Here is a 22,760-nt window from a genome sequence, read left to right on the forward strand (position 1 = left end):
ATGCTTGGCACTTCCGACAGGGGCGATTCCTCTCCCCGTGACGATGCCATTCGCCTGCTGGCAAGACGCGACTACTCACGCTTCGAGTTGCAATCGCGCCTTGCCGCCAAGGGACATGCCGACAGCGAGGTGTCGGCATGTCTCGATCAGCTCGCCGAGCAGGGGCTGCAATGCGACCAGCGCTTTCTGGAAAGCTTCCTGCGTTCGCGTGTGTCGCGCGGACAGGGTCTGCTCAAGATCCGCGCCGAGCTTGGCAAGCGAGGCGTCTCCCGCGAATTGATCGCCCAGGCCCTGGCTGAGACCGATCAGGACTGGTACGCGCTGGCCTGCGAGACCCTTGCCAGACGCTTCGATGGCCCCGGCGGCGACCCGCGCGAGCGTGCCCGTCGCGAACGCTTCCTGGCCGGCCGCGGCTTCGATTTCGACCAGGTTCGCCATGCCTTGGCCAATGCCTGGAACGATTGACCCATTTCCCCGCATCTCTCCCGCTGAAAGTTCCTTGACGACTGCGTTATACTACTGCCCTTTGTGTCGGCGTGGTCGCGCTCAGTTGTGCTTCGCGCCGGTTTGCCTGGCCGGAGTACGCCTGCCTGGCGTGCCAAAATGCTTATCGTCACGGATACTTTATGAAAAGCGCAGACATTCGACAGGCCTTTCTGACTTTCTTCGAGGAGCAGGGCCACACCATCGTGCCGACGAGCTCGCTGGTGCCGGGCAACGACCCGACGCTGCTGTTCACCAACGCCGGCATGGTGCCGTTCAAGGATGTCTTTCTCGGGCAGGATCCGCGCCCCTACGTACGTGCGACCTCGTCCCAGCGCTGCGTGCGCGCCGGCGGCAAGCACAACGACCTGGACAATGTCGGCTATACCGCAAGGCATCACACCTTCTTCGAGATGCTCGGCAACTTCAGCTTCGGCGATTACTTCAAACGTGACGCCATCCGCCTTGCCTGGACATTCCTCACCGAACGCCTGGGGCTGCCCGCCGAGAAACTGTGGGTCACTGTATTTACCGAGGATGATGAGGCCTACAGCATCTGGGCAGACGAAATCGGCGTGCCTCACGAACGCATCGCGCGTATCGGCGCGAAAGACAATTTCTGGCAGATGGGCGATACCGGCCCCTGTGGGCCCTGCTCGGAGATATTCTATGATCACGGTCCCGAGGTGTGGGGCGGACCTCCCGGCAGCCCTGAGGAGGATGGCGACCGCTACATCGAGATCTGGAACCTGGTCTTCATGCAGTTCGATCGCGATGCGGCCGGCAACTTGAATCCGTTGCCCAAGCCCTCCATCGATACCGGCATGGGGCTCGAGCGCGTCGCCGCGGTGCTGCAGGGCGTGCACTCCAACTATGAGATCGACCTGTTCCAGAACCTGCTCAAGGCCGCGGCAGAGGCGACCGGTCACGGCGATACCACCGCGCCGTCGCTGCGCGTGATCGCCGATCATATCCGCTCCTGTGCCTTCCTGATTGCCGATGGCGTGCTGCCCTCCAACGAGGGGCGCGGCTATGTGCTGCGCCGGATCATTCGTCGCGCCATTCGCCACGGCCACAAGCTCGGTGTCAGCGAGCCCTTCTTCCACAAGCTGGTGGTAGCACTGGACGCCGAAATGGGCGAGGCCTATCCGGAGCTTCGCGAAGCGCGTGCCCAGATCGAACGCATACTGCTCAAGGAGGAGGAGCAGTTCGCCCGCACCCTCGACCACGGAATGGGGTTGCTCGAAGGGGCGCTTGCCGATCTTCAGGGCGACGTGCTGCCGGGTGAGACGGTATTCAAACTCTACGACACCTACGGCTTCCCCTATGATCTGACCGCCGACGTGTGCCGCGAGCGCGGTGTCACCCTCGACGAGGCGGGCTTCCAGCGCGAGCTTGAGGCGCAGCGCGAGCGCGCCCGTGCCGCCAGCCAGTTCGGTGCCTCCTACGAGGCGGCACTGGAGCTCGAGGGAGAAACCGCCTTTACCGGCTACGACCGTCTCGAGGACAGCGCCACCATCACCGCCATGCTGGATGGCGAGGGCAATGCCCTGGCGGCCCTCGAGGAGGGGCAGAAGGCGGTGATCGTGCTCGGCCGGACGCCCTTTTACGGCGAGTCCGGCGGCCAGGTGGGCGATAGCGGCTATCTGATCGCCGAGGGCGGGCGCTTCCAGGTCACCGATACCCAGAAACAGAGTGGGCACCACCTGCACCACGGCGTCATGATCGAGGGCTCGCTCAAGGTTGGCGCCATCGTCACGCCGCGTGTCGATGCCTCGCTGCGCGCCGCCACGGTGCGCAACCACTCCGCCACACACTTGCTGCACAAGGCCCTGCGCATGGTGCTGGGCGATCATGTGCAGCAGAAGGGCTCGCTGGTCAGTGCTGAGCGGCTACGCTTCGATTTCAGTCACTTCGAGGCGATGACGGCCGAACAGCTGGCCGAAGTGGAGGCGATCGTCAATGCTCAGATCCTCGCCAACGCCGAGACCCGCATCGAGCAGATGAGCCTCGAGGCCGCCAAGGCCAAGGGGGCCGCGGCGCTGTTCGAGGCCAAGTACGCCGATAACGTACGGGTACTGACCATCGGCGCCGATGACTTCTCCATCGAGCTGTGCGGGGGCACTCACGTGACCCGCAGCGGCGATATCGGCTGCTGCCATATCGTCTCCGAGGCCGGCATCGCCTCGGGCGTGCGACGCATCGAGGCGATCACCGGCGAGGGGGCTCTGGCCTACTTCCTCGAGCAGGAGGCCCGTGTGGCACGGATCGGCGAGCGCCTGAGGGCCAAGCCGGAGCAGGTCGAAGGTCGCGTCGAGTCGCTGATCGAGCGCAACCGCGGCCTCGAGAAGGAGCTGGAGCGGCTCAAGGCCAAGCTGGCCAGTGCCGCCGGCAGCGACATGCTCAGCGATGCACTCGAGATCGCAGGGGTGAAGCTGCTGGCCAAGCAGCTCGAGGGTGTCTCCGGCAAGGAGCTGCGTGGCGTGCTCGACCAGCTCAAGAGCAAGCTCGGCTCCGGCGTCGTGGTGCTGGGGGTGGCCGACGGCGATAGCGGCAAGGTCAGCCTGATCGCCGGTGTCACCGACGATCTGACTGGCCGCGTGCGGGCCGGCGACCTGGTCAATCATGTTGCCGCCCAGGTTGGCGGCAAGGGCGGCGGGCGTGCCGATATGGCCCAGGCGGGCGGCAGCGACCCCGCCGGGCTGCCCCAGGCGCTGGCAAGCGTGCCGGAGTGGCTGGCCGCCAGGCTCGATTGACGACCAAGGGCTGGCCACAGGCCCAGCCCTGCTTGTGGCGTTGGCCGACGCACAGGGTTGCTTGACGTACTCATTTACTGACTACCAGGACAATCGCATATGGCGTTATACGTACAGAAATTCGGAGGCACCTCGGTGGGCTCGGTCGAGCGCATCAAGGCCGTGGCGGAGAAGGTCAAGCGCTTCCGAGAAGAGGGACATCAGATCGTGGTCGTAGTCTCGGCGATGAGCGGCGAGACCAACCGCTTGATCGGCCTGGCGAGTGAAATCAACGACGAACCCACGCCTCGCGAGATGGACATGCTGGTTTCCACCGGCGAACAGGTGACGATCTCGCTGCTGGCCATGGCGCTGCACAAGCTCGGCGTCCCGGCAACCTCCTATACCGGCGCTCAGGTCGGCATCATGACCGATAGCGCGCACACGAAGGCGCGTATTCAACGGATTGAAACCGATGACATGCGCGAAGATCTGGACAACGGCCAGGTCGTGGTCGTGGCGGGCTTTCAGGGCGTCGATGGCGAGGGCAACATCACCACCCTTGGGCGCGGCGGGTCGGATACCACTGGTGTGGCGCTGGCCGCGGCGCTCAAGGCCGATGAGTGCCAGATCTACACCGATGTCGACGGGGTCTACACCACCGACCCGCGCGTCTGCTCCAAGGCGCGCCGGCTGGAGACGATCACCGTCGAGGAGATGCTCGAGCTTGCGAGCCTCGGCTCCAAGGTGCTGCAGATCCGTGCCGTCGAATTCGCCGGTAAATATAACGTGGCGCTACGTGTGCTCTCCAGTTTCGAGGATGGTCCCGGCACGCTGATCGTCGCTGACACAGATGAAGAAGAGGATTCCATGGAAGAACCGCTGATCTCCGGTATCGCCTTCACCGCCAACGAGGCCAAGCTGACCCTGCTCAATACGCCGGACGTGCCGGGCGTGGCGTCACGTATCCTTGGGCCGATCGCCGATGCCAATATCGAGGTCGATATGATCGTGCAAAATGTGGCCCCGGTAGGCGACTACACCGATTTCACTTTCACCGTGGCCAAGGGCGACTACAAGCACACCATGCGCATCATTCAGGATCAGGTGATCCCCGATCTGGGCGGTGGCGAGCTGCGTGGTGACGATAACATCGCCAAGGTCTCCCTGGTGGGTGTCGGCATGCGCTCCCATGCCGGTGTGGCGTCAAAGATGTTCCGGGTCCTGGCCGATGAGAATATTAATATCCGCATGGTCTCGACGTCGGAAATCAAGATTTCCGTTGTGATCGATGAAAAGCAGATGGAATTGGCGGTGCGTTCCCTGCACACTGCCTTCGGTCTGGACCAGGACGATATTGAACAGGAATAAGGCATTTAAATTTTGCTTATAGCTTCTACGCTATGAATAGCAGGAAGCTAAAGCATCGGGGTGGCGCTTATATTCAACGCTGCTTATGATTTTTAATTGCCTAGTACTATTAGGCTTGAAGTAATGAATTTTTGCATTCCGTTGCAGGAAGTCTGAGAAGGAGATCAGCTATGCTCATCCTGACCCGCCGAGTTGGAGAGACCCTAATGATCGGCGACGAAGTCACCGTGACCGTATTGGGCGTCAAGGGTAATCAGGTTCGTATCGGTGTCAATGCACCTAAGGTTGTGTCGGTCCATCGCGAAGAGATCTATCAGAGGATTCAGCGCGAGAAAACCGAGGGAGAGTCTCAGGCCTGAGGCAGGCCTGTTGACATCAGGTTGTCGCCCGGGCCGGTAAGGTGGGTCACTTGCCGGCTTTTTTGGATCTGGTCGTTTAGAAAAAATTGCCGTTAATGATGGACAGTGTGCTTTAGAAACGGTAACATACGCGCCGTGTCGATGAGGGAGAGGTGGCCGAGTGGCTGAAGGCGCTCCCCTGCTAAGGGAGTATGGGGTTTATAGCCTCATCGAGGGTTCGAATCCCTCCCTCTCCGCCATTGATGTTAAAACATCATCGATACAAGCGTTTCGAATTCGAAGCGTTGCAGTGGATGATCAAGCGCCCGTAGCTCAGCTGGATAGAGTACCTGACTACGAATCAGGGGGTCGGAGGTTCGAATCCGGGATCGAACCCACGACCACCGGAGCCACAATCCGGGGCTCTACCACTGAGCTACATCCACCATAAACGCCAACTGCATCAAGCCAGCTCTGCTCGACCGCCGCCACGACCAGGTGGCACGCCCAGCAGGACTCGAACCTGCAACCTACGGCTTAGAAGGCCGTTGCTCTATCCGGTTGAGCTATGGGCGCATCTACGGCCTCAACACTCTTTGCCGACCCGCCGACACACGCTGCAACTCTACCACCGTTGCACGATATCGACATGGTCGGGGTGGAGGGATTCGAACCCCCGACATCCTGCTCCCAAAGCAGGCGCGCTACCAGACTGCGCTACACCCCGCCGACATATCGCACGGCCTTGACGGCGGCATAACCGGCCCGTCAATGCGAGGCGTATTCTACGGATCTTTCTCCGCAGGTCAAGCCTTTAGCGAGACTCGCCTGGATTATCGCGCTTTGACTACGGCGCCTCTCATGCGAAAATCCTCCCCCTCGGACTCTCTCATGCTCAGGGGATATAGACAGATGACCGCCCAATTGATCGATGGCAAGGCCATTGCCGCTCGCGTTCGCCGCCAGGTTGCACAGCAGGTGGAGGCACGTCGCCAGGCGAACGCTCGCACTCCCGGTCTCGCCGTGATCTTGGTCGGTGATGACCCAGCGTCCGATGTCTATGTCCGCACCAAGCATCGCGCTTGCGAGGAGGCCGGCATCCTCTCTCTGCGCCATACGCTCCCCGCCGAGACCACCCAGCAGGAGCTGGAAGCGTTGATCGACAAGCTCAATGCCGATCCCACCGTCGATGGCATACTGCTGCAGCTCCCCCTATCCGACCATCTCGATGCCCGTCCGATGCTCGAACGCATCCTGCCGCACAAGGATGTCGACGGATTCCACCCTTACAACCTTGGCCGCCTGGCTCAGCGCCTGCCGATGCTGCGCCCATGCACACCGAAAGGAGTGATGACGCTGCTGCATGAGAGCGGCATCGAGGTACGCGGCCTGAATGCGACGGTGGTCGGCGCTTCCAACATCGTCGGCCGCCCCATGGCGCTCGAACTGATGCTGGCCGGCTGCACCACCACGGTGTGCCACCGCTTCACTCACGACCTGGAAGCGCATGTGCGTCGCGCCGACCTGCTGGTGGTTGCCGTGGGCAAACCCGGCGTGGTCAAGGGCGAGTGGGTCAAGGAAGGAGCGGTGGTCATCGATGTAGGGATCAACCGCACCCACGAAGGCCAACTGAAGGGGGATGTCGATTTTGCAGCGGCGGCCGAGAGAGCGGGTCATATCACTCCGGTACCCGGAGGCGTCGGCCCCATGACGGTCGCCTCTCTGCTCGAGAATACGCTGTTTGCCGCCGAGCTGCATGACGCCATGCAAGCACGGTAGCGGTGCGCTAGACTAGTCGCCTATTCACGTCAAAGTCATGTCAGTGCCGGAGGCCCCCATGAGCGAACAGCAGAAGATGAATGTCGAGAGCTTCAACCTCGACCATACCAAGGTCAAGGCGCCCTATGTCCGCCTGGCAGGCGTCAAGGCCGGCCTGAACGGCGATGAGATCCACAAGTATGACATGCGCATATGCCAGCCCAATCAGGAGCATATGGAGATGCCCGCGCTGCACTCGCTGGAACACCTGATGGCGGAGCTGTCACGCAATCATACCGATAAGATCGTCGATATCAGCCCCATGGGCTGCCAGACCGGCTTCTATGTCGCATTGATCAACCACGACGACTATGACGATGTACTTGACCTTCTCGAAAAGACGCTCGAAGACGTACTCGGCGCCGACGAGGTCCCTGCCTGCAACGAGATGCAGTGCGGCTGGGCAGCCAGCCACAGCCTGGAAGGTGCCAAGCAGATCGCCCGTGGCTTCTTGTCCAAGCGTAACGAGTGGACCCAGGTCTTCTCCTGAGTCACCACTCAAGCCCGATAATAAGGTTTCTCATGAAGACGATTGGCATCATAGGCGCCATGGCAGAGGAAGTTGAGTTGCTGGCCTCCCGACTGACGGAACACGAGACGCGACAGCACGCCGGATTCATCTTTCACACCGGCAGCTTGCACGACGTGAAGGTCATAATCTTGCAATCCGGCATCGGCAAGGTCAACGCGGCGGTAGGCACCTCCCAGCTGCTCGACAAGTACCAGCCCGAGGCGATCATCAACACCGGTTCGGCGGGCGGCTTTGGCGAAGACTTGGCGATAGGGGACGTGGTCATCTCCTCCGAGGTTCGCCACCATGATGTGGATGTGGTTGCGTTCGGCTATGATTATGGCCAGGTGCCCCGCATGCCTGCGGCCTATCTTCCAGACCCTCGCCTGGTTCAGGCAGCACGAGAGTGCAGCAAGCGCCTTGATGAATTGAGAATAGTCGAGGGCCTGATCGCTACCGGCGACAGTTTCATGTCCTGTCCCGAGAGCGTCAAGAAGACTCGCGAGCGCTTCCCCGCCATGCTTGCCGCCGAGATGGAAGCCGCCGCCATCGCGCAGACCTGCCATCTCTACGACTGCCCCTTCGTGGTGATTCGTGCGCTTTCCGATATTGCCGGACAGGAATCCGACCTCTCCTTCGCCCAGTTCATCGATCAGGCAGCCACCCACTCAGCAGCCCTTGTCGACGCCATGGTAAAGCACCTCGGCACCTCATCTACCAACTGAATCCCCTATCTCGTCCGCTCCGACATCATCTGTCAGTAACGAAACGACTACCCTCTGCCGACCAGGCTTCCCCTGGTCCGCCTGGAGCGGGCTGCTTTTCAAGCAAGATTAAAGTTTGACTCTCGTGCGCCGATAGCCTTTGACGACAATGTTCATGGCTGGGAACGAGGATCTGTATGAGCGACATGATCAATGACTTGAGTGACGCAACGCGCGCACTGACGACACAGCAGCGGCTTGACACCATGCTGGCCCAACTGGGCACTCGCCAGGTGGCTACCATAGAGACTGAAGCCGTGCGCGGCGCAGCAGCGCCAACGACGGTGGCTGAGCTATTCGAGCCTCTTCAGCGAATTAATGAAGTCATGCGCTCTTATGGTGTCGAATTTGACCTGAATGAGTTCGAGAACCGCACCGTCACCCGCATCATCGATCGCGATACCGGCGAAACCATACGCCAGATTCCCAGCGAGGAAGTGTTGAGAATTGCCGAATCCCTGAGCCAGCTTCAAGGACGGCTCATACAGCTCGAGGCTTGACGAGGAAACAAGCTTATTAAATAAGGATTTTCTGAATAAGCTTGTTGTGATTTTGCTGGCGGAAATATTATGGATTGATCAGGAGCGGATATGCTTGACCTGCCCCCCCGTACCAGCTACTGGCAGTTTGATGAGAGCGAGCGGTTGGCTGCGCTGCAGGACTTAGAGATACTCAATACTCCATGCGAAAGGGCCTTCGACGACCTGGCCCACCTGGCCTGCCGCCTTTTTGATGTGCCCATTGCACTTATCAGCCTGATCGATGATCAACGCCAATGGTTCAAATCGACGGTCGGTACCGATATATGCGAGACAGCGCTGGATGACGCACTAGGTGTACAGACGATGCGCACCCCCGACGGCATCGTCGTTGAGGATGCCAAGCGTGATCCCAATGTCAGTAATTCTCTCCTGGTTGCCGGCAGTCCCTGCATCCGCTTTTATGCAGGAATGCCTCTTTATGGCGCCAACAAGCTTCCAATAGGAACACTCTGCATCATCAGTCCCGAGCCGCGGGAATTCGCCCCCAAGGAACGGCTTATCCTCGAGCGTCTGGCCGACCTAGCCAGCTTGCTCATCATACAACGCAAGCCGGACCACCGCCGACCCGGCGATGCTAAAGGTAGGCTTAGCCTGGCAGCGCTGACAGAACGGACTGAACAGCATTTTCTCAAGGGGATGCCACCACGCCTGGTATTGCGCGAAATACTTGATGGACTATTGGCGCTCACCTCAAGCGAGTTTGGCTTTGTGGCAAGCTGCACGGAGGAAAGCTCAACACAGACATTTCATGTAGAGGGACTCTCAGCTCATCACGTCACCCCCCTTATCCAGGAGTTATTCATCACTGCTCCAGGAAATTTCGCTACTGACACGGCCCATCCAAGTCTGAATGGAGCGCCGTTCGGTAGGGTGGTCAGGTTACTTAGCAACGATGACCTATCCCATCCCCTTTTCAAGAAACTCCTGGCGCCTGCGCTTCAAGTGAATGCTGCGCTGGCGATCCCCCTGTTTGATAGTCACGTCATGAATGGCGTATTGATACTGGCCAATCCCACCCAGACCAGCAATCCCGAGCAAGACGGCAATCTCATGGCACCGCTCCAAGCGCTGGGATCTAGACTGATTCATGCCATCCAGGCCGAGCGGCTCATGAAGGCATTGGCTGCCTCACTCGAGGAAGTGCATGCCACGCTGAGCGTGAGTGCCGACCTCGTCATGATCATCGACGAGCGAAGCCGGTCGATCCGATACGCCAATCAGGGGGCTGCTGACCTACTGAATTGTGATAGGGCTAACCTCATGCGTCGTGATCCGTGCGACCTGGTAGAGGATGGCAGTGCGCTCGCCACGGTACTGGCACAGGTACAAAATGAGGCAGTAGAGCGCATCGATATCTCGCTGCTGACCCCAGAAGGGCCCAATATCCCCGCCCAGGCCGCCATCCAGCGCATTCGCCATAAAGATAGCGGGCAAGTCAATCTGGTCATGGTGGCACGCGATCTTCGGGATACGCTTCAGGCTCAGCGCAAGATCGACTGGATCAACGAGCATGATGCACTGTCCGGCCTGCTCAACCGCCATGGATTTCTTCATCAACTCAAGCAACGGCTCGCGCGCGAGAAGCGAGGGCGCCTTAGCCGCCACTATATCGACATGGTGCTGGTGCTGGGGGTCGATCGTTTCAGACGCATCAATGAGGCGCACGGCACGGCCAATGCCGATGCCATACTGGTGGCGCTGAGCGAAAGGCTCGTCAGTCTATTGCTGGATCACCCTGAGGCTCTTCTTGCTAGGCTCGGCGGCGATGAATTCGCCATTGCCCTCAACGTTTCCGATGAGCATGAAGCATGCCGAATCATTCAGTGGGCGCAACAGAGCATCGACGACACCCCCTTTTCGCTGCCGTCGCGTCACGAAGTCGAGCAGTTGCATGTGACGGCCAGCGCGGGAATCGCCCTGCACCGGAACACTCCCGGGGACTCGAGCGATGCCGGAGAGCTGCTGCGTCAGGCCAATGCGGCCCTGAGGCGCGCCAAGAATCAGGGGCGCGGCTCCACTTATCACTATCTTCCTGGCATGCTGGACGAGGAGAATCGTCATCAACATATCGAGCAGCGACTGGCGGGTGCACACGAACGCTGCGACCTCTATCTACACTACCAACCCATCTGGCGCCTAGAGGATCTCTCCTCCCCCACTGGAGCCGAAGCTCTGCTGCGTTGGCGCGACGATGAACTGGGACAGATCGGTCCCGATCTCTTCGTACCGATTCTTGAGGAGAACGGCGACATGCTGGCGATCGGACGTTGGATTCTCGCCTCCGCCCTTGACGCCATGGCCGCGTGTCAATCGCGTCGTCCCGATCACTTTGTCAGCGTCAATGTCAGTGCCGTTCAGTTGATGAATGATGACGATCTGGCAAGTTTCGTCATCGATTCCCTAAAGCGCCGAGGGCTACCGGCAAGCGCTCTTGAGATCGAGGTCACGGAAACGGCCTTGATCCAATCCCCAGGACGCGTGAAGCGACAGCTGCATGACCTGCATCAGGCCGGCATCTCCATCGCGCTAGATGACTTCGGCACAGGCTTTTCATCGCTCTCCCATCTCAAACAGTTCCCCTTCGATACCGTCAAGATCGATCGCTCCTTCATTGCCGGCCTGCCCCACTCCGTCAAGGATCGCGCGATCGTCGAATCGCTGATGCGGCTTTGCCAAGGTTTCGAACGCCATGTCTGCGCCGAGGGCATAGAAACCCTCGAGCAGCTCGACTATCTGCGTGATCTGGGATGCGACCGCGCCCAAGGCTATGCCTTGGGCAAGCCGACACCACAACTGCAGTTTCGAAAGAACGCACGAGAAAATGACAAGGCAGCGAAGTCCACTCTCGCATGACAAGCGCCACTCTTCGGTTATCATGCACGGCATCCCTCAGTCTCGATAAGGACCCTGCCGTGCTTCCACTAGCTCAGCGCCCGTTACTCGTTATCTACACCGGGGGAACGCTGGGCATGGTGTCGAGCCCACGAGGATTGGTGCCAGGTAACGATTTCGAAGCGCGACTACGCCAGGCACTGGATACGCTGCCACCGGCACGGCGACAGACACTATCTGAATTCACGTTTGTCGAGACCCCGCATCCCATCGACTCCAGTGCAGCGACACCCGCCACCTGGGCGCAGCTGGCCAGGATGATCGCCGAGCGCCACCAAGACCACTCGGGGATAGTGATTCTGCATGGCACCGATACGTTGGCCTGGACTGCAAGCAGTCTCGCCTACCAGCTTCAGGGCATCGCCCTGCCGGTCGTGGTCACCGGTGCCATGCAGCCTCTGGAAGCGGTGGATTCCGATGCGCTCGACAATATCGAGGCAGCGCTGCGCTTTGCCGCCCATCCCGACCTTCAGGAGGTCGCCTTGTGCTTTGCCGGCAAGCTGATGCGCGGAGTGCGGTCACGCAAGTGGCATACCCGTGACAGGGACGCCTTCAGCAGTCCCAACTACCCCCTGCTCGGCGAGGTGGTATCACATCAGGCAGTGATCTATCGCAACCGAGGGCTGGCCGTCCAGCAGCGCGGCGCACCCCGCTTCGAGCTACTCGATTATTCAGGCCAGGGAGCCTCGGTGGTACGCGTGACGCTGTGGCCCGGTATCGCCGCCTGGCAGATCGCCGCCTGGCTGGAACAGCCGCAGGTGAGAGGAGCCCTGCTGGAAGTCTGGGGCGGAGGAAACATTCCGGAGAGCCCGGCCCTGCTGGATGTACTGGCACAGGCCACGGGGGAAGGGAAGCTAATTGCAGCCATCAGCCAATGCCCTCATGGGCATATCGAGATGAGCGACTATGCCGCAGGTCAGGGACTTGCCGCTGCAGGAGTACTGTCAGGCGAAGCCATGACCCCCGAGGCGGCCATGACGAAGCTCATTCACCTTCTCGCCCAGCCCTTGGACGACCAGGACCGGCGGCAGCGCTTCATGACGCCGCTAGCGGGTGAGCGCTGAGCCAAGTTACACCTGCATGTTCATGACATCCTTGTAGGCGGTGACCAGCCGGTTACGCACCTGTACCCCCATCTGGAAGGCCACGCTGGCCTTCTGCATGTCCACCATGACGTCATTGAGCGCCACATCGGGATCACCGGACTGAAAGGCAGTGGCCTTGGCACTGGCAGCCTGCTGCAGCCGGTTGATGCGCTGGATCGAAGATTGCAACTCGCTGGCAAACCCCCCCTGGCCCACAGCAGTGGAGAGATGCTGTCCCTTGGGCTGCAAGCCGCCGGCCTGAGTAGCCAGTGCATGCATCTGGGACAAGGCTGACTGAATTGCAGGTGTACTCATGACGGAGAACTCGATGATGGGTTGCAGGCAAGCCTATCAAGGTAACGCCCAGGACCAAAGCATCAATTGACCCGCAAAAGTCCGGCTTTTCTTTCCTTTACCCTTTACCAGGCTGCGCATAATGGCGTTCATCACACGACCGCCTGCCAGCATGACCGGCAGCGACCCAGACGTAACGTGGAGCCGGATGGCGAAATGACTTCTGTATTCCATAATGAGCAGCAGCGGACACTCCTCGGAGGAGGCGAATGAGCGACGCCTCCAGGACGACAGGCGCCTCTACCGTTGGTGCCGCACAACCCGCCTCCGCAACCGCTGAGACGGCAGGCCGTGCCACTACTAGCCAGCTCCTCGATCAGATGCGCGCCAACCCCCTGGTGCCGCTGCTGATCGCCGGTGCCGCCGTGGTCGCCATCGTCATCGCACTGCTGATGTGGGCAAGCAGCCCCGAATACCGCGTGCTCTACAGCAACCTGAATGAAGCCGATGGTGGCCGCATCATCGGTGAGCTCGACCAGCGCGGCGTCGCCTATCGCTTCTCCGAGGGCGGTCAGACACTGCTGGTCCCAAGCGATCAGGTTCATACCCTACGCCTGCAACTGGCCGAAAAAGGGCTGCCGCAAGGTGGCAACGTCGGCTTCGAGTTGATGGACAATCAGGCCTTTGGCGTCAGCCAGTTTGCCGAGCACATCAACTTCCAGCGCGGCCTCGAAGGTGAGCTGGCTCGCTCCATCGAGTCACTCGGGCCGGTCACGCGAGCACGCATCCACCTGGCCATGGCCAAGCCCTCGGTCTTCGTTCGTGATCGCGAACCCGCCAAGGCGTCCGTGGTACTCACGCTGCATGCCGGCCGCTCCCTTAGCGATGGTCAGGTCAACGCGATCATCCATATGGTGTCGAGCAGCGTTTCTGAACTCGCCGCCGATGACGTCACGGTAATCGACCACACCGGTCGACTGCTCTCCAAGCCCGGTGGCGCCGCGCGTGACCTCGATGGCACCCAGCTCAATTACATCGAGGAGGTAGAGCGCTCCTACCAGCGGCGTATCGAAAACATTCTCGCGCCGATTCTCGGCAGCCAGAATCTGCGCGCCCAGGTGGCAGCCCAGATCGACTTCTCCAGCCGCGAGGAAACCTCTGAGCGCTTCGGCCCCAACCAGGCCCCCAACGAAGCCGCCGTACGCAGCTCGCAGTTGAGCACCTCCTACAGTGGAAGCGACGATATCGCACGGGGCATCCCCGGCGCCTTGACCAATACGCCTCCCGGCGCGGCGCCTTCACTGATCGAGCTTCAGGAGACCGACGAGGACGGCGAGCCGATCAACGACCCGACGCAGCCGCCGAGCAACTTGCGTCATGACAATGTCGTAAACTACGAGGTCGATCGCAACATCGCCCATATCCAGCACCGTCGCGGCCAGATCGAGCGTCTCTCGGTGGCCGTCGTGGTCAACTATCGCGAGGAGCGGGACGCCGAGGGCGAGTTGGCCCGCGTACCGCTGAGCGATGCCGAGCTGAACCAGATCAATCGCCTGGTGCGTCAGGCCATGGGGTTCTCTGAAATTCGCGGCGACGAGATCGAAGTGGTCAACAGCCCTTTCACCCTGGAGCGCGACGAGACCATCGAATACGCATGGTGGGAGTCACCCGAAATCCAGGCACTGGCACTGACTCTGGGTCGTTACCTGCTGGTGGCCTTCATCGCCCTGCTGCTCTACCTGCTGATACTGCGCCCCTTGATCAAGCGCCATACCCAGCAGCCCGTGCTGGCCAACGCCGCGCTCGAGCCAGGCTTCCGGGCAGTCGTCGGCGACGATGACGAGAATGAACAGGAAGCGGCGAAGTTTGGTGAAGGTGATGACGAGCGTGGCGATACACCGCTACGCAAGCGCCGCAAGTCGAACGACTATGAGCAGAACCTCAAGGATGCGCGTGAAATGGCTCAGGAAGATCCTCGCCTGGTGGCAATGATCGTACGCAGCTGGATGAACAAGTATGAATAACGCAGCCCCTCTCAAGATGAGTGGTGCCCGGCGCAGCGCAATTCTGCTGCTGGCACTCGATGAAGATAGCGCCGCCGAGGTATTCAAGTACCTCTCGGCCAAGGAAGTGCAGGCCGTCAGTCACGAGATGGCCAATCTCGATCAGATCTCGCATGAAGAGATGCGCCTGGTACTATCCGATTTCCATACCGAGTCGGAGGAGTTCACCGCCATCAACCTGCACTCGAGCGATCACATCCGCTCGGTGCTGACCAAGGCGCTGGGCAGCGAGCGCGCCTCCAGTCTGATCGAGGACATTCTCGAGAGCAGCGGCACCTCCTCCGGCATCGATTCGTTGAATCTCATGGAGGCGTCGCTGGTATCCGAGATGATTCGAGACGAGCACCCGCAGATCATCGCCACCATCCTGGTGCACCTGGAGCGCCACCAGGCCGCCAGCATACTCGAGCTGTTCGACGACAAGCTGCGCAACGACGTGGTACTGCGGATCGCGACCTTCAGCGGCGTGCAGCCTGCCGCCCTGCAGGAGCTCACCGAGGTATTGGGTGGCATGCTCGACGGCCAGAACCTCAAGCGCAGCAAGATGGGCGGCGTGAGAACGGCGGCCGAGATCCTCAACCTGATGAACTCCAGCCAGGAAGAGATCGTCATCGAAACGGTACGCGCCCACAGCGAGGATCTCGCCCAGAAGATCATCGACGAAATGTTCCTGTTCGAGAATCTTCAGGATCTCGACAACCGCGGCATTCAGCTGGTGCTCAAGGAGATCGATACCAACTCGCTGGTGGTCGCGCTCAAGGGCGCTCCCGAGGCGCTGGTCGAGAAGTTCCTGCGTAACATGTCTCAGCGTGCCGCCCAGTTGCTGCAGGAAGACATGGAGGCCCGCGGACCGATCCGGGTATCGCAGGTCGAGGCCGAGCAGAAGGCCATCCTACAGGTGGTAAGACGTCTGGCGGATACCGGCGAAATCGTGCTTGGCGGTGGAGACGATACCTATGTCTAACGCGCCTCCGCCTTCAGGAAGCGGCAGGCGCGACGATAGCTGGCGCCGCTGGCAGATGGACGAATTGGGCACGCCCCAGCGCGATCAGCAAGCGCGCGAGAAAGCACGGCATAATGCGATCCGTCAACAGGCCTTCAAACGGAATGCCGAATTCGAGGCACTCCGAGAACAGGCCCGCGAGGCCGCTCGCAAGGAGGGCTTTGAAGCGGGCCGCGCCGCCGGCTATGAGGAGGGCTACGCCCAAGGCTTGGGCGAAGGGCGTGCCGCCGGTGAGCAGGAACTGCAGCGTCAGGCGCACGAAATACTCTCGCCCCTTGCCCCGCTTTCGAACGGCTTCAAGGAGGCATTGAGTCGTCTCGATGACGATATCGCGGCTGACCTGGTCGACCTCGCCCTGGCGACCGGACGCCAGTTGGCCGGCGATGCCCTCAAGGCACACCCGGAACAGGTACTGGAGATCGTCCGCGAACTTCTGCATTCAGAGCCGAGCCTCACCGGTCACCCGCGACTGTGGCTGCATCCCGATGACCTGGCGCTGGTCCAGGCGCACATGGGCAATGAGTTTTCCGCCGCCGGTTGGAAGCTTCAGCCCGATGCCCAGATCAGCCGTGGGGGATGTCGCGCCACCAGCGTCAGTGGCGAGCTGGATGCCACCTGGGAGCGTCGCTGGCAAAGCATCACGGATCAGATTCGCCAGCGTCAGCCCCGCATAAGCGATCCTGACGACGCCTCCGGTGAGGAGCAGGCATCATGACCCAAGCCAGCACGAATCCACATCACGCCCACTGGCGGCAGACGCTTTCCAGCGTCACCGAGCGCATCACGGTGGTACCGCCCTATCGTGCCAGCGGACGGATCATTCGCGCCACCGGCATGGTGCTCGAAGCCGTGGGCCTGCAGGTGCCGCTCGGCAGCGCTTGTCGTATCGAACTCTCTTCACAGCATGCGGGCCAGGACGAGCGTTATGCCGAGGCGGAAGTGGTCGGCTTCGCCGGCGAGAAACTATTTCTCATGCCGTTGGCCGAGATTCACGGCCTGGCGCCCGGAGCGCGCGTCTTCCCGCTAGGCGACCGGGGTACCGGCAGCGCTCGCCGCTTTCCCTTGGGCGATTCCCTGCTGGGGCGCGTGGTCGATGGCAATGGCCGTCCGCTCGACGACAAGGGCTCTCTTGCGGACGCCTGTCATGACACGCTTGCCACGCCATCACTCAACCCGCTGTCTCGTGCGCCGATAGAAGAGCAGATCGATGTCGGCATCCGCGCCATCAACGCCCTGCTCAGCGTAGGGCGTGGACAGCGCATGGGACTGTTTGCCGGCTCCGGCGTGGGCAAGTCGATGCTGCTTGGCATGATGGCTCGCTATACCCAAGCCGACGTGATCGTGGTCGGCCTGATTGGTGAGCGTGGCCGTGAGGTACAGGACTTCATCGATAACATTCTCGGTGAAGAGGGTCGCCGCCGGGCCGTGGTCGTCGCCGCCCCGGCAGATACCTCGCCGCTTCAGCGTCTACAGGGAGCGGCCTATGCCACTCGCCTGGCAGAGGGGTTCCGCGATGCAGGACGCAACGTGCTATTGATCATGGATTCGCTGACGCGCTATGCCATGGCGCAGCGCGAAATCGCATTGGCCATCGGCGAGCCACCAGCAACCAAGGGTTACCCACCCTCCGTGTTTGCCAAGTTGCCGAGTCTGGTCGAGCGCGCCGGAAATGGCAAGCGTGGCGGCGGATCGATCACAGCCTTCTATACCGTGCTCACCGAAGGTGACGACCAGCAGGACCCGATTGCCGACTCGGCACGGGCAATACTCGATGGGCATATCGTGCTCTCCCGCTCGCTGGCGGAATCGGGCCACTATCCGGCAATCGACATAGAAGCGTCGATCAGCCGCGCCATGACCGCTATCGTGTCACCGGAGCAGCAGCGTCAGGCGCAGCAGTTCAAGCAGCACTTTTCACGTTACCAGCGTAATCGGGACCTGATCAGCGTTGGCGCCTACAGTCCAGGCCACGATCCGCGCCTCGATCAGGCCGTACAGCTCTATCCGCACCTGGAAGGCTTTCTGCAACAGCGTATCGATGAACGTGCCGAGATATCCCAGGCGCAGCTGGCGATGTCGGCACTCGTTGGAGGGGCGAATTGATGCAGCAGCAGCCTCTGGACATCCTGATCGGGCTGGCCCGCGAATCGCGCGACAATGCCGGACAGACGCTAGCCAGCGAAAGACGCTCTCAGCAACAGACCAAAGAGCAGGTCGACACGTTGGGCCGCTACCGTCTTGAGTATGCACAGCGCCTACAGCAGGCGATGCACGATGGTATCGACCCTGCCACCATGCATAACTATCAACAGTTTCTCGCCTCGCTTGATGCAGCGATCGTTCGCGCCAAGAAGGCCCTCGAAGAGCAGCAACAACGGGTCATGGCCAGTCAACACCACTGGCAGCAGGAGCAGAGCAAACTCTCCTCCTACGATACCCTCGCCTCGCGCCGCCAGATGCAGGCCAGGCAGCATGAGAACCGCCGCGAGCTTCGCAGTAGCGATGAGTCGACCGCCATCTCTCTGGCACGCAGGCGCGCAAGCGATCCCAACGATACATACTGAACGATAGCGTCGATGCGTCGCATCGCCGGTACGCCCGAGGTTCTCGGGCATGCCTGAGACAGGAGGCAAAATGGATATCACGACACTACTGGCCATGGCCACAAGCAAGGCCCCCTCCCAGTCGACTCAGGTCGGCGCCACACTGGACACCGGCTTCGCCCTGGCGCTGCAGCAGGTGGCCCATCAGACGGCAAGGCAAGGGGGGCCCATGCCTGCTGCTGCTGGCGAAGCCACCACCGCAAGCGTCGATGGCGCTGCCGTCGGTCCGGATTCGCTCGAGCTCATGCCAGACGAGCCGGAGGGAGCGGCGCTGCCTATCGCCCTTACCCCGCTGGCTGAGAGCATCGCTCGTGCCGGCAATGCCGTGTCGAAAACGGATGACCTTGGGCGCTCCGCTGAACGTCAAGAGGCAATGCCGAGCAGCGATGCATCACTCTCCCATGAATACGAGCTATTGCGTTCTGCCGAGGAGGATCAGCTGGCCGAGATTCGTGAACGCATGGCACTGATCGCCGGTGCCGGTCTGGCACCCGCCTCCTCTGAAATGGTGACGGCAAGCCAGTGGGGGCGCGAGGCCTCGCTCCAGCAGCTTCAAGGCCGTGCCATGCCGACAGCGCAACTGAGCGATGTCCCCTCGACCAAGGCAGCGAGTATATCGTCAGGATTGTCTTCAGGGTCGTATTCACTGGCAGGGGATGAACTGCTGCTCGATCCCGCCCAGCAGCGGCAGGGCTCAGGCACCGCGCCACGTGAGATGGCAGGCAACTATCGTGCGGCCGATGCTCAGCTCAATGCCGCCCCCATGCCTAGCATCAATGCCCAAGGGGAAGTGAAACTTGAGGCCACGCCGATAGGTGGTACTCAATTCAGCGGCCGTGGTGACTTCAATCAGCAAAGTGCTACCAGCGTTGCCGATACTGGCCTCGCCTCGGCAATTCCCGGCGCTTCGAGCGCTGCTCAGAGCACCTCTCCAGGTGTCGCGGGCGCCCCAACCGCCGCCCTGGCTGCCCCTGTCGCCAGCCAGCCCTGGGGGCAGCAGCTGGGCCAGCAACTGGTACGTCTTGCTCAAGGCGGCGATCAACGGGTCGAACTGCGCCTGAATCCCGCTGAGCTCGGTCCGCTCTCTATCACGTTGAAGATGAGTGAGCAAGGCGCCCAGGCCCAGTTCCTCTCGAACCATGCCCACGTCAGGGCCGCCGTCGAGCAGGCCATTCCGCAGCTGCGTGAAGCCCTTGAGGAGCAGGGGATATCGCTTGGTGAAACGATGGTGGGCGAGCACTCCCAAGGGCAGCAGGAGCAGCCGTCATTTGCACGCCAGAGCGAGCGCTCATCCAATATCTCATCTGGCACAGCCAACGGCGATGCTGATATCAACGATATCGGCACTCACCAAACGGTCGATCCCTTGCTCGAAGGGCGTGTCGATCTGTATGCCTGAGAGGCCCCCCACCTTCATATTCCCCTGCTTTCGCCGATATGACTCACGTAGCATGAGCAAACCAGGAGGCCAAAGCGTGAAGATGGGCGCTTAAGGTCGGCCTTTTCAAACCATGGCGATGGCTCGGCTATCGCCATAATTGTCTCTGGATCGGACCATAGCTGGTCGACTAATTGATGGTGGCAAACACAATGGCAAAGACTCGTACTGAAGGTGGCCGTAAGCCCTGGTGGATCATCGGCATCCTGATCATTCTCTTCTCCATGGGCAGCTCCGCGGCCATGTTCTACTTCATGGACGGTCGCAGCGGCGATGCCCCCAGCGCAGCGCAGGTTCAAGTCGAAGCGCCTCGCGCCGCCGAGCCAATCTTCGTCAACGTCTCCCCCTTCACCGTGAACTTGCAAAGCCGTCACTACGATCAGCGCCTGCTTTACATGGGGCTGTCGCTGCGGGTTGGCGATGTCGCGACACAAGAGGTGATCACTACCCACATGCCACAGGTACGTAGCCGACTTCTCATGCTGCTCTCTAGTCAGGAGGCCGAAACGCTGACCACGCCGGAGGGCAAGCAGGCGCTCACCAACGATATCCTGGCACTGTTCGACCAGCCCTTGACCGATCCGCAACCGTTCTTGACGATCAACGACGTGCTCTACACCGACTTCATTGTCCAGTAGAACGCTTTCTCTCGTCGTCGCCAGACGGTCATTTCCCTGAGTCCGACAGAAGCGCATAGCCACATGTCCCAAGACGATCTGCTCTCGCAGGAAGAGATCGATGCCCTTCTCAAGGGTGTCAGCGGTGAGGAAGACGCCGCTCCGACCGATAACGACGGCGCACGCGTGCGTCCCTACGATCCGGCCACTCAGCACCGGGTGATCCGAGAGCGCCTGCATGCGCTGGAGATCATCAACGAGCGTTTTGCCCGGCACTTCCGGATGAGCCTGTTCAACCTGCTCAGACGTAGCGCCGATATCACCGTCGATGCGGTCAAATATCAAAGTTACAGTGAATTCGCCCGCAACGTTCCGGTACCGACCAACCTGAACTTGATCGCCCTCAAGCCCTTACGAGGCTCAGCCTTGGTGGTATTTCCTCCAAGCCTGGTGTTCATGGTGGTCGACAATCTGTTCGGTGGCGATGGACGCTTTCTTACCAAGTCCGAGGGGCGTGAGTTCACGCATACCGAGCAGCGCATCATTCGCCGCCTGCTGGCACTTGCTATCGATGCCTATCAAGAGTCGTGGCGCTCGGTCTACCCTCTCGAGGTCGACTTCCTGCGCTCCGAGATGCAGGTGAAGTTCGCCAACATCACAAGCTCTCCCAACGAGATCGTGGTGAACAGCACCTTCCATCTCGAAGTCGGCAACTTGAGCAGCGACTTCCAGATATGCATGCCCTACTCGATGATCGAGCCACTGCGCGACCAGCTCAGCGGACCGCTGACCGATAGCCATCCTGAAGAGGAGCGCCAGTGGGAGCAGCGCATGGCCGGCGAGATCAAGCAGTCACATGTCGAGTTGATCGCCGACTTCGTCGAAGTCTCGAGCTCCATCGGACGTGTGATGTCGCTCAAGAAAGGCGACGTGCTCTCCATCGAGTTGCCCGAGATCGTTACCGCTCGTGTCGACGGCGTACCTGTCATGAAGTGTGAATATGGCAGCCAGCAGGGCCAGCGCGCATTACGTGTCCACGAGTTGATCGAACACGCCCCGTCATCCAAGTCGGCCAAGGAAACTTTCGTCAAAGGGTCAACGCCGCAAGCCAAGGAATCGAAACATGACTGATCCCAAGAACCCCGATCAGAACGCCTCCAATACGTCACAAGCGCCGCTTGAGGATGACTGGGCCAGCGCCATGGCGGAGCAGCAAGACAACAGTGCGAGTGATGACGACCCTTGGGCGGAGGCATTGGCCGAGCAGGGCGCCAGCGAACCCGAGGTGGCACCACCCCAGGTGGAATCCGCCGGGGCGCAGGTGTTCAAGCCCCTGGACAAGGGCCAGAGCGGCGGCGCCATGCGCGACCTCGAAATGGTGATGGACATTCCCGTCAAGCTCACCGTCGAGCTGGGCCGTACGCGCATCACCATCAAGCAGCTCCTCGAGCTGGCCCAAGGGTCGGTGATTGAGCTCGAAGGACTCGCCGGCGAGCCAATGGATATCCTGATCAATGGCTATCTGATCGCTCAGGGAGAGGTCGTGGTCGTTGATGACAAGTACGGGATTCGCATCACGGAAATCATTACCCCTTCCGAGCGAGTGCAGAAACTCAATCGATGAGCGAGCTGCTTTCCACCACCGCACTCGACGCTGCTCAGCAAGTCGCCCAGAGGGAGGGAGGCCAGCTGGCCCCCGTCATGGAGCGCTCCTACTTCGACAGGCCACTCCTGGAAAGCGCGACAGTGGATACGGCCACTGCCAGCGGCGATACGCTGCTGGGCATGGCCGCGATGGGCAAGACTGCCGCCGCACTGGCGCTGGTGATCGCCATCATCCTGCTATGCAGTTATTTGCTGCGCCGGCTGGGGCCCAATCGCCACTTTCAGAATCAACGCCTGAAAGTCGTTGGCAGCACGGCGGTGGGTAGTCGCGAGCGTGTGGTCATCGTCGAGGTGGAAGACACCTGGCTGGTGTTGGGCGTCGGTGGAGGACAGGTGAACAAGCTGCATGAACTGTCGGCACCCATCGAACCGGCGCGGAGTGTCACTCCCCCGGATCCCGAGAAAACAGGCGCGGAGGCGACGAGCTTCGCTGGCCGCTTCGCTTACGCGCTGAAGCACAATGCAACACAGACACTGGGCCGAGCGCGCCATCGCTCACGGGGAGAGTCGTGACCCATATCGTCAATCGCCACGCTGC

The 22,760-nt window shown here is 60.8% G+C and carries 21 protein-coding genes and 3 tRNA genes; 21 read left to right on the top strand and 3 right to left on the bottom strand.

Going from position 1 to position 22,760, the window contains the following annotated elements:
• The 5 genes from HJD22_RS12535 to HJD22_RS12555 all read left to right on the top strand — a co-directional run bounded on the left by HJD22_RS12535 (position 1) and on the right by HJD22_RS12555 (position 5,187).
• Complete coding sequence (locus HJD22_RS12535) at positions 1–465, top strand: regulatory protein RecX (RefSeq protein WP_208654812.1); 465 nt, start codon at positions 1–3, stop codon at positions 463–465.
• Between the two features lie 161 nt (positions 466–626).
• On the top strand, positions 627–3,239 hold the full coding sequence (gene alaS / locus HJD22_RS12540; protein WP_208654813.1) for an alanine--tRNA ligase: 2,613 nt from the start codon (positions 627–629) through the stop codon (positions 3,237–3,239).
• Positions 3,240–3,338: 99 nt separating this feature from the next.
• Positions 3,339–4,589: an aspartate kinase gene (locus HJD22_RS12545; protein ID WP_208654814.1), complete on the top strand. Its 1,251-nt coding sequence runs from the start codon at positions 3,339–3,341 to the stop codon at positions 4,587–4,589.
• 170 nt (positions 4,590–4,759) lie between these two features.
• Positions 4,760–4,948, top strand: coding sequence for a carbon storage regulator CsrA (gene csrA, locus HJD22_RS12550; protein ID WP_208654815.1), 189 nt, complete (start codon positions 4,760–4,762; stop codon positions 4,946–4,948).
• 146 nt (positions 4,949–5,094) lie between these two features.
• Positions 5,095–5,187: transfer RNA gene (locus HJD22_RS12555), tRNA-Ser, on the top strand.
• 239 nt (positions 5,188–5,426) lie between these two features.
• Here the strand turns inward: HJD22_RS12555 and HJD22_RS12560 are convergent.
• Together HJD22_RS12560 and HJD22_RS12565 are read right to left on the bottom strand one after the other, a co-directional pair.
• Positions 5,427–5,503, bottom strand: a tRNA-Arg gene (locus HJD22_RS12560).
• Positions 5,504–5,577: 74 nt separating this feature from the next.
• Positions 5,578–5,654 (bottom strand) — tRNA-Pro (locus HJD22_RS12565).
• A gap of 185 nt (positions 5,655–5,839) precedes the next feature.
• On the opposite strand from HJD22_RS12565, the gene folD reads away from it, so the two are divergent.
• The 6 genes from folD (at position 5,840) to HJD22_RS12595 (ending at position 12,518) form a co-directional block, all read left to right on the top strand.
• Positions 5,840–6,706 (top strand): bifunctional methylenetetrahydrofolate dehydrogenase/methenyltetrahydrofolate cyclohydrolase FolD, encoded by an 867-nt coding sequence (gene folD, locus HJD22_RS12570; RefSeq protein ID WP_208654115.1) that lies wholly within the window; start codon positions 5,840–5,842, stop codon positions 6,704–6,706.
• 58 nt (positions 6,707–6,764) lie between these two features.
• A complete protein-coding gene (locus tag HJD22_RS12575) occupies positions 6,765–7,235 on the top strand; it encodes an S-ribosylhomocysteine lyase (RefSeq protein WP_208654116.1) in 471 nt (156 codons plus the stop codon).
• Between the two features lie 32 nt (positions 7,236–7,267).
• Positions 7,268–7,981, top strand: a complete 714-nt coding sequence (gene mtnN, locus HJD22_RS12580) for a 5'-methylthioadenosine/S-adenosylhomocysteine nucleosidase (protein WP_208654117.1) — start codon at positions 7,268–7,270, stop codon at positions 7,979–7,981.
• 176 nt (positions 7,982–8,157) lie between these two features.
• Positions 8,158–8,520 carry a flagellar protein FlaG gene (locus HJD22_RS12585; RefSeq protein ID WP_248730243.1) on the top strand — a complete coding sequence of 121 codons (363 nt, stop codon included), beginning with the start codon at positions 8,158–8,160 and terminating at the stop codon, positions 8,518–8,520.
• 90 nt (positions 8,521–8,610) lie between these two features.
• Positions 8,611–11,415, top strand: coding sequence for an EAL domain-containing protein (locus HJD22_RS12590; protein ID WP_208654118.1), 2,805 nt, complete (start codon positions 8,611–8,613; stop codon positions 11,413–11,415).
• Positions 11,416–11,474: 59 nt separating this feature from the next.
• Positions 11,475–12,518 carry an asparaginase gene (locus HJD22_RS12595; RefSeq protein WP_302051015.1) on the top strand — a complete coding sequence of 348 codons (1,044 nt, stop codon included), beginning with the start codon at positions 11,475–11,477 and terminating at the stop codon, positions 12,516–12,518.
• 6 nt (positions 12,519–12,524) lie between these two features.
• On the opposite strand, the gene fliE is transcribed toward HJD22_RS12595, so the two are convergent.
• Positions 12,525–12,854, bottom strand: a complete 330-nt coding sequence (gene fliE, locus HJD22_RS12600; protein WP_208654120.1) for a flagellar hook-basal body complex protein FliE — start codon at positions 12,852–12,854, stop codon at positions 12,525–12,527.
• A 248-nt stretch (positions 12,855–13,102) separates the two neighbouring features.
• On the opposite strand from fliE, the gene fliF reads away from it, so the two are divergent.
• The 10 genes from fliF to fliO all read left to right on the top strand — a co-directional run bounded on the left by fliF (position 13,103) and on the right by fliO (position 22,735).
• Positions 13,103–14,857, top strand: a complete 1,755-nt coding sequence (gene fliF, locus HJD22_RS12605; RefSeq protein ID WP_208654121.1) for a flagellar basal-body MS-ring/collar protein FliF — start codon at positions 13,103–13,105, stop codon at positions 14,855–14,857.
• Positions 14,850–15,860: a flagellar motor switch protein FliG gene (fliG, locus tag HJD22_RS12610; protein WP_248730244.1), complete on the top strand. Its 1,011-nt coding sequence runs from the start codon at positions 14,850–14,852 to the stop codon at positions 15,858–15,860. Before fliF ends, fliG begins: the two co-directional genes overlap by 8 nt.
• Entirely contained in the window at positions 15,853–16,614 is a 762-nt protein-coding gene (gene fliH / locus HJD22_RS12615; RefSeq protein WP_208654122.1) for a flagellar assembly protein FliH, read from the top strand. Before fliG ends, fliH begins: the two co-directional genes overlap by 8 nt.
• Positions 16,611–18,002 carry a flagellar protein export ATPase FliI gene (gene fliI / locus HJD22_RS12620; RefSeq protein WP_208654123.1) on the top strand — a complete coding sequence of 464 codons (1,392 nt, stop codon included), beginning with the start codon at positions 16,611–16,613 and terminating at the stop codon, positions 18,000–18,002. Before fliH ends, fliI begins: the two co-directional genes overlap by 4 nt.
• Complete coding sequence (gene fliJ / locus HJD22_RS12625) at positions 18,002–18,463, top strand: flagellar export protein FliJ (protein WP_208654124.1); 462 nt, start codon at positions 18,002–18,004, stop codon at positions 18,461–18,463. The genes fliI and fliJ overlap by 1 nt, the downstream gene beginning before the upstream one ends.
• A gap of 70 nt (positions 18,464–18,533) precedes the next feature.
• Positions 18,534–19,901: a flagellar hook-length control protein FliK gene (locus HJD22_RS12630; protein WP_208654125.1), complete on the top strand. Its 1,368-nt coding sequence runs from the start codon at positions 18,534–18,536 to the stop codon at positions 19,899–19,901.
• A 191-nt stretch (positions 19,902–20,092) separates the two neighbouring features.
• A complete protein-coding gene (gene fliL / locus HJD22_RS12635) occupies positions 20,093–20,578 on the top strand; it encodes a flagellar basal body-associated protein FliL (protein ID WP_248730245.1) in 486 nt (161 codons plus the stop codon).
• A gap of 63 nt (positions 20,579–20,641) precedes the next feature.
• Positions 20,642–21,688, top strand: coding sequence for a flagellar motor switch protein FliM (fliM, locus tag HJD22_RS12640; RefSeq protein ID WP_208654127.1), 1,047 nt, complete (start codon positions 20,642–20,644; stop codon positions 21,686–21,688).
• On the top strand, positions 21,681–22,181 hold the full coding sequence (gene fliN / locus HJD22_RS12645; protein WP_208654128.1) for a flagellar motor switch protein FliN: 501 nt from the start codon (positions 21,681–21,683) through the stop codon (positions 22,179–22,181). Before fliM ends, fliN begins: the two co-directional genes overlap by 8 nt.
• Complete coding sequence (gene fliO / locus HJD22_RS12650; protein WP_340163044.1) at positions 22,178–22,735, top strand: flagellar biosynthetic protein FliO; 558 nt, start codon at positions 22,178–22,180, stop codon at positions 22,733–22,735. The genes fliN and fliO overlap by 4 nt, the downstream gene beginning before the upstream one ends.
• The last annotated feature ends 25 nt before the right edge of the window (positions 22,736–22,760 follow it).

It is taken from the genome of Halomonas sp. TA22 (assembly GCF_013009075.1).
In the GTDB taxonomy this organism is placed as follows: Bacteria; Pseudomonadota; Gammaproteobacteria; order Pseudomonadales; family Halomonadaceae; genus TA22.